The organism is Streptomyces sp. NPDC127108 (genome assembly GCF_042677545.1).
Taxonomy (GTDB): domain Bacteria; phylum Actinomycetota; class Actinomycetes; order Streptomycetales; family Streptomycetaceae; genus Streptomyces.
Genome location: NZ_JBHXTE010000073.1, coordinates 1 through 6,125 on the forward strand (window position 1 = coordinate 1; position 6,125 = coordinate 6,125).

The following is a 6,125-nucleotide window of genomic DNA, read 5'->3' on the forward strand; positions in this document are numbered from 1 at the left end:
AGGGGAGACCCCACCCGAGGACTCTCCGGCGCCTTGCGATCGCACGCACCAGACGCCGCTCCTTGCTCCACGCCGACCCATCGGACAGGCCCTAGCCGACTCGACACGGGCCCGTTGCTCCTGGCCCGCCAGCGTGACGTCCGCACGGGCCGCATCCCCGTGCAGCGCTCCCGCGCGGCATGGGACGCGCTCAACGGGGAAGCGTGAGGCGATGTTCGGCAACTATCTGATCGGCCTGCGCGAGGGCCTGGAGGCCAGCCTGGTCGTGTGCGTCCTCGTCGCCTACCTGGTGAAGACCGAGCGGCGGGACGCGCTGGTTCCGGTGTGGACCGGCGTCGGGGTCGCGGCGGCGCTCTCGCTGGCCTTCGGCTGCGCGCTGACATTCGGCTCGCAGGAGCTGACGTTCAAGGCGCAGGAGGCGCTGGGCGGTTCGCTGTCGATCGTCGCGGTGGTCCTGGTGACGTGGATGGTCTTCTGGATGCGGCGCACCGCCCGCCACCTCAAGGCCGAGCTGCACGGCAGGCTCGACGCGGCGCTCCGGATGGGCACGGCGGCGCTGGTCGCCACGGCGTTCCTGGCGGTGGGGCGCGAGGGCCTGGAGACGGCGCTGTTCGTGTGGGCTTCGGTGCGGGCGTCCAACGACGGCACGCACGCGCCGCTGGCCGGCGTGCTCCTCGGGCTGCTCACCGCCATCGTCCTCGGCTGGCTGTTCTACCGGGGCGCGGTGCGCATCGACCTGGCGAGGTTCTTCACCTGGACCGGCGCGATGCTGGTCGTGGTGGCGGCGGGCGTGCTCGCGTACGGCGTGCACGACCTGCAGGAGGCGGAGTTCGTCGGCGGTCTGCGGAACAAGGCGTTCGACATCAGCGCGACGATCCCGCCGGACAGCTGGTACGGCACGCTCCTGAAGGGCGTGTTCAACTTCCAGCCGAACCCGACGGTCGTCCAGGTCGTGGTGTGGTCGCTGTACCTGGTGCCGGTGCTCGCGCTGTTCCTGGCCCCGTCCAGGGCCCGGTCGCGCACGCCGCGCACGCCCGCCCCGGAACCGGCGAATCCGGCCAGTGCGGACACTGCGGGCTCTTGAGGACGTCTGCCGCACTGCCGGAACCCGGCGTCCGGCGCCTCCCCGGCCCCGATAGGGTTCGGGCCCGGGAAGGGGTAGGTGAAGGTATCCGATGAGCAGGGTTCGCAGGCTCGGCCGGCCGGTCTCGTACGCGGCGGCGGTGGCGGTCCTCTCGCTGACGGCGAGCGGATGCGTGACGGTGCACGGCGAGCGGGAGGTCGTGCGCACGGCCACGAAACCCGAGGCCGCCCGCGCGCTGAAGGACTTCCTCACCGCCTACAACAAGGCGGACAAGGCGTACGACCCGGCGCTGAACGCGTCCCGCGTCACCGGCCCGCTCGGCGCCATCAACCAGGCGGGCCTGAAGGCACGGCACGTGCAGAACCCGGACGGCAACTCCCGGTACGTGCCGCTGAAGCTGACGGACGTGACGTACTCCATCCCCAAGAAGGCCGGCTGGCCGCGGTGGTTCGTCGTCGACGCGGAGGCCAACCGCAAGCCGCACGGCTACCGCTGGCTGATCGCCTTCACCCGCACGGACGCGGACGCCCTGTGGGAGGCGACGTACCTCAACCTGGTGCAGCCCGACCGGCTGCCCGAGCTGAAGAAGGACGAGGACGGCCACGTCGAGCCGGTCGCCGTCGGCGGTGGCGGGCTCGCGGTGGCGCCGCGGCGGCTCGGCGGGGAGTACACCGCGTTCCTGAAGTCGGGCGGCGACGCCTTCCAGCCGGGCCCGCACACCACGCAGTGGAAGGCGGCCCGCGACCGCAACAAGCGGCGCCTCGGCCTCGCCGTGCAGTACATCGACGAGCCGCGCGACGGGGGCGCGTTCGCCCCGCTCGGCCTGCGGACGAAGGACGGCGGCGCGCTGGTGTTCTTCGCCACGCACCACTACGAGAAGCAGACCGCGTCCAAGGGCCTCAACGTCACCGTGGACGCGGACGTGAAGGCGCTGATGAAGGGCGAGGCGAAGCAGTCCGTCATGCTGGAGCGCGTCTCGAACCAGGTGGCCCTCGACCCCGAGGGCACGGGCAAGGTGCGGATCCTCAGCCGGATGCAGGGGCTGGTCGGGGCGAAGGGCGAATAGCGCGGCGTCCCGCCGGACGGGACCGGCCCCGCGCCGGCCGCCCTATCCCCGCAGCGGCCAGGCCGCCGCGCCCGCCGCGTCCTCGGTGTCCTCTCCCGGCTCCTGCGCGTACCGCGCGCACTCGTCGGTGAGGATCTCCAGGAGCGTCAGCGGGTCGGGCAGCGCGAACTCCGGCCCCCTGACCCAGCCGACGGCGAGGTCACCGGGCAGCCGCGCGGGCGGCACCAGGACGTACGAACCGCGGCAGTGCCAGCGCAGGCCGGGGTGCTCGTCCATCGTCTCCGGGTGGCAGTCCAGCTCGCACGGCCACCACTCGTCCTCGTCCTCGGGGGTGCCCCGGGTCGCCGTGAAGAACAGCATCCGCCCCTGGTCGCCCGGCCCTTCGGACTCCGCGACGGGGCCGACCTCCACCTCGGCGGCGAGCAGCCGCGCCAGGGCGGCGCGGCCGGCGTCGAGGGGGACGTCGAGGACGTCGTGCACCATGCCGGTCGCGGTGATGAAGTTGGCCGCCGGCTGGTGCCGGGCCCAGCGCTCGATCTGGGCGCGGTCGGTGGTGGACTGCGTCTGCCAGGCGAAGGACACGGGGTGCCGGGCGGGGGTGGGGCAGCCGATGCGGTCGCAGGAACATCGGTACCCGGCGGGGTGGGCGGCGGGGGCCAGTGGCAGTCCCGCGGCGGCGACGGCGAGCAGCAGGTCCTCGCGGCGGGCGCTCTCGGCGCCCGCGCTCGCGTCGGCGCCGGAACGCGCGCGTCGGCGGAGCCACTGGGAGATCCTGCCCTGCGCGCCGGACGTCCGGCCGAACTCTGCGCCCATCTATCCCCTCACCTCGCCATTGTGCGGAACAGCATGACCTATGGTCCCACCATCCTGCGCCCCGGGTGGCCGTAGTCCACATCCGGGGTACCTGGGGTGATGCCAGCCGCTGGGTGACATAGCGCGTCATTTCACGCTGTGCGGCGAATCGCGCACCTACGGTGTTCGACATGGTCACTAGGACTGTGCTGACGGGACTCACCGCCCTCGCCCTCGCGGGCCCGGCCGGTTCCCTGACCCCCCTGGAGTGGGGCGGCGGCCCGCTCACCGTCGACGCGCTCCCCCGGATCGTCTACACCGCGCACCGGGGCGGCGCCCTCGAAGTCCCCGAGAACAGCATGTCCGGCCTGATGGCCGCCTTCGAGCGGCGCACGGCGCAGGTCATCGACGTGGACACCAGGATGCTGCGCGACGGCACACTGGTGGTGATGCACGACGCGACCCTGGACCGCACCACGTTCTCGCGGGGGCCGGTGCGCGGCCTGACCCTGCGGGACTGGCAGCGGGTGCGGCTGCGGCCGCCGAAGGGCGTGCCGGGCCGCTGGCGCGCCGAACGGCCGCCGACGGTGGCGGAGGTCCTCGACCGCTTCGGCGGCCGCGTGATGCTGATGCTGGAGGCCAAGGACCCGCAGAGCCTGGCCCGGCTCGGCACGATGATCCACGCGCGCGGCCTGGCCCGCTCGGTGTTCGTGAACACCAACAAGCCCTGGGTGGCCCGCCGCGCCCACCACCTGGGCCTGCTCGCCCAGCTGTGGCGCTCCCGGACGCAGTTGCGCACCGACCGGCCGCGGGACTGGACGTCGTTCGTCGACGTCCTCGACGTGGACTACAAGGCGCGGGACGCGGATCTGCTGCGGGCGGTCAACTCCGGCATCCCCCGGGTGTGGGCGCACACCGTGACCACGCCGCGCCAGCGCGACCGGGTGCTTCGGCTCGGCTGCGACGGCGTGATCACGGACGCGCCGGGGCTGCTCTCGCGCACGCCGGTCAGGGGCCGGGCGAAGGCGGCGCGGGCGGCCGCGGGTCAGCGGGGCGCGATGCCGTACAGGGCGTACTCGACGAGGGTGTCGGTGTACTCGTAGCCGAGCGGGCCGGTGTGCTGGAGCCAGCGCTGGGCGAGCGGTCCGGTCCAGAGTTCGAGGGCGATGCGCGGGTCGACGTGGCGTGCCACCTGACCGCGCTCCTGGGCGGCGCGCAGCCGGTCGACGTAGAGCTGGAGCTGCGGTTCGAGCAGCTTCTCGACGAATTCGGCGCCGAGCGACTCGTTGACGACGCCCTCGGCGGCCAGGGCGCGGGCCGGGGCGTCGAACTTGGGGTTGGTCATCTCGTCGACGGTGGCGCGCAGGACGTACTTGAGGTCGGCCTCCAGGTCCCCGGTGTCGGGGATGGCGGTGGCGACCTCGTCGAGGCCCGCCTTCGCGCTCAGTTCGGCGGAGGCCTGCTCGGACAGGTCGAGGAAGGCGTCGAGGAGGACGGCGCTCTTGGAGGGCCACCAGCGGTAGATGGTCTGCTTGCCGACACCGGCGCGGGCGGCGATGGCCTCGATCGTCATCTTGCCGTAGCCGACCTCGCCGACCAGGGCGAGGGCGGCGTCGTAGATCGCGCGGCGCGAGCGCTCGCTGCGGCGCGTGGAGTCAGGGGCGGTTTTCTGAGCCATGACAACGAATGTAGCAGCGCCACGAGACGCTGCGTCTCACCAGCATCCCGACCCCCCGTAAAAGCGCTCGACAAGACGACCCGTCTCGCTTAAGCTCGACTGAGACGAGACGATACGTCTCGCCTCTTCTTCGATCACGACCCATGGAGGTACGACATGTCACGAGGCGGATCCGGAATGCTCGGCGTCGGCGGTACGCGCACCAACCTCTCCCGCAAGGCGCTGCGCGGCGGCCGCGGCTCCGGCCGGGTGGGCGGGGGCCTCAGCCCGCAGGAGCAGAAGCGCGAGCTGCTGCGCAAACTCCAGGAAGGCCGGGCGGCGAAGAACGACTCTTGAGCCCCGCACACCCGACCGACGGGCGGCCCGCGCCCCCGAAAGCGCCGGTCGAAATACAACTCACAGCCCCAAAAGCGCCCGGTTCGTGAGTAAATACCCGCCCAGATCGCAGCAGATAGGGCTCGGATCGCTGCGCGAAGGCTCCTCAGACCGCACCATGGGCAGCAACAGCCCCTGCGGTCCGTGAGGAGCCTTCGTTGCATCGAGTTGCCCGGCGCGCCACACCCCGGCGCTACCTGATGTGCGCACCCGCACACTTCAAGGTCACGTACTCCATCAATCCCTGGATGGACCCCACCAAACCCGTCGACGTCCCGCTCGCCGTCGCCCAGTGGGAGGACCTGCGCGACCGCTACCGCTCGCTCGGCCACACCGTCGAGGAGCTGACGCCGCACCCGGACCTGCCGGACATGGTCTTCGCGGCGAACGGCGCGACCGTCGTCGACGGCCGCGTCCTGGGCGCGAGCTTCGTCCACCCCGAGCGGCAGCCCGAGGCGGCCGCGCACCTGGAGTGGTTCCGGGCCAACGGCTTCGCCGAGGTCCACGAGCCGACCCACATCAACGAGGGCGAGGGCGACTTCGCCACCACCTCCAGCTACGTCCTCGCGGGCCGTGGCTTCCGGGCCAGCCCGCTCTCGCACGGCGAGGCCCAGGAGGTCTTCGGCCGCCCGGTGATCGGCCTCGACCTCGTCGACCCGCGCTACTACCACCTGGACACGGCGCTCGCGGTCCTCGACGACGCCACGGACGACGTCATGTACTACCCCGACGCGTTCTCGCCCGGCAGCCAGGCGGTCCTGCGCCGCCTGTTCCCCGACGCGCTGATCGCCACGGAGGAGGACGCCCTCGCCCTCGGCCTGAACGCGGTCTCCGACGGCCTGCACGTGCTGCTCCCGCAGGCCGCCGTCGGCCTCTTCGAGCCGCTGCGCGAGCGGGGCTACGAACCGATCGGCATGGACCTGGGCGAACTGCTCAAGGGCGGCGGCAGCGTGAAGTGCTGCACGCAGGAGCTGCGCGCCGCGTAGGAAACGGCACAAGTAGGAACCGGCACAAGGGAGGTGCGGGGGGTGACCGGACCCACCCACCACAACCCCAGGGGAAAAAAAAAAAAAGAAACAGCCGACGCCAAATGGAGTGTAAGTATAGGTGGGGGGGGGATAATTTAAAAA

General features: G+C 71.9%; 7 protein-coding genes. 5 read left to right on the forward strand and 2 right to left on the reverse strand.

All coding sequences use genetic code 11. The annotated features are described in order from the left end of the window. The first annotated feature begins 211 nt into the window (after positions 1–211). Positions 212–1,084, forward strand: coding sequence for an iron uptake transporter permease EfeU (gene efeU / locus ACFVHO_RS38395; RefSeq protein WP_385725162.1), 873 nt, complete (start codon positions 212–214; stop codon positions 1,082–1,084). A 91-nt stretch (positions 1,085–1,175) separates the two neighbouring features. After that, entirely contained in the window at positions 1,176–2,150 is a 975-nt protein-coding gene (locus ACFVHO_RS38400) for a hypothetical protein (RefSeq protein WP_385725163.1), read from the forward strand. Positions 2,151–2,192: 42 nt separating this feature from the next. Here the strand turns inward: ACFVHO_RS38400 and ACFVHO_RS38405 are convergent, their stop codons facing one another. After that, the gene (locus ACFVHO_RS38405) at positions 2,193–2,963 is read right to left on the reverse strand and encodes a bifunctional DNA primase/polymerase (RefSeq protein WP_385725164.1); all 771 of its coding nucleotides are present in this window, start codon (positions 2,961–2,963) and stop codon (positions 2,193–2,195) included. A 170-nt stretch (positions 2,964–3,133) separates the two neighbouring features. Between ACFVHO_RS38405 and ACFVHO_RS38410 the strand changes: the two genes are divergently transcribed. Further along, a complete protein-coding gene (locus ACFVHO_RS38410) occupies positions 3,134–4,045 on the forward strand; it encodes a glycerophosphodiester phosphodiesterase (RefSeq protein ID WP_385725165.1) in 912 nt (303 codons plus the stop codon). On the opposite strand, the gene ACFVHO_RS38415 is transcribed toward ACFVHO_RS38410, so the two are convergent. After that, entirely contained in the window at positions 3,988–4,620 is a 633-nt protein-coding gene (locus ACFVHO_RS38415; protein WP_385725166.1) for a TetR/AcrR family transcriptional regulator, read from the reverse strand. The two genes, ACFVHO_RS38410 and ACFVHO_RS38415, sit on opposite strands and share 58 nt — an antisense overlap. A 156-nt stretch (positions 4,621–4,776) precedes the next feature. Between ACFVHO_RS38415 and ACFVHO_RS38420 the strand changes: the two genes are divergently transcribed. Both ACFVHO_RS38420 and ddaH read left to right on the forward strand, forming a co-directional pair. Further along, on the forward strand, positions 4,777–4,956 hold the full coding sequence (locus tag ACFVHO_RS38420; protein ID WP_385725167.1) for a DUF6243 family protein: 180 nt from the start codon (positions 4,777–4,779) through the stop codon (positions 4,954–4,956). A 197-nt stretch (positions 4,957–5,153) separates the two neighbouring features. Next, positions 5,154–5,981, forward strand: coding sequence for a dimethylargininase (gene ddaH / locus ACFVHO_RS38425; protein WP_385725168.1), 828 nt, complete (start codon positions 5,154–5,156; stop codon positions 5,979–5,981). Positions 5,982–6,125 lie beyond the last annotated feature (144 nt).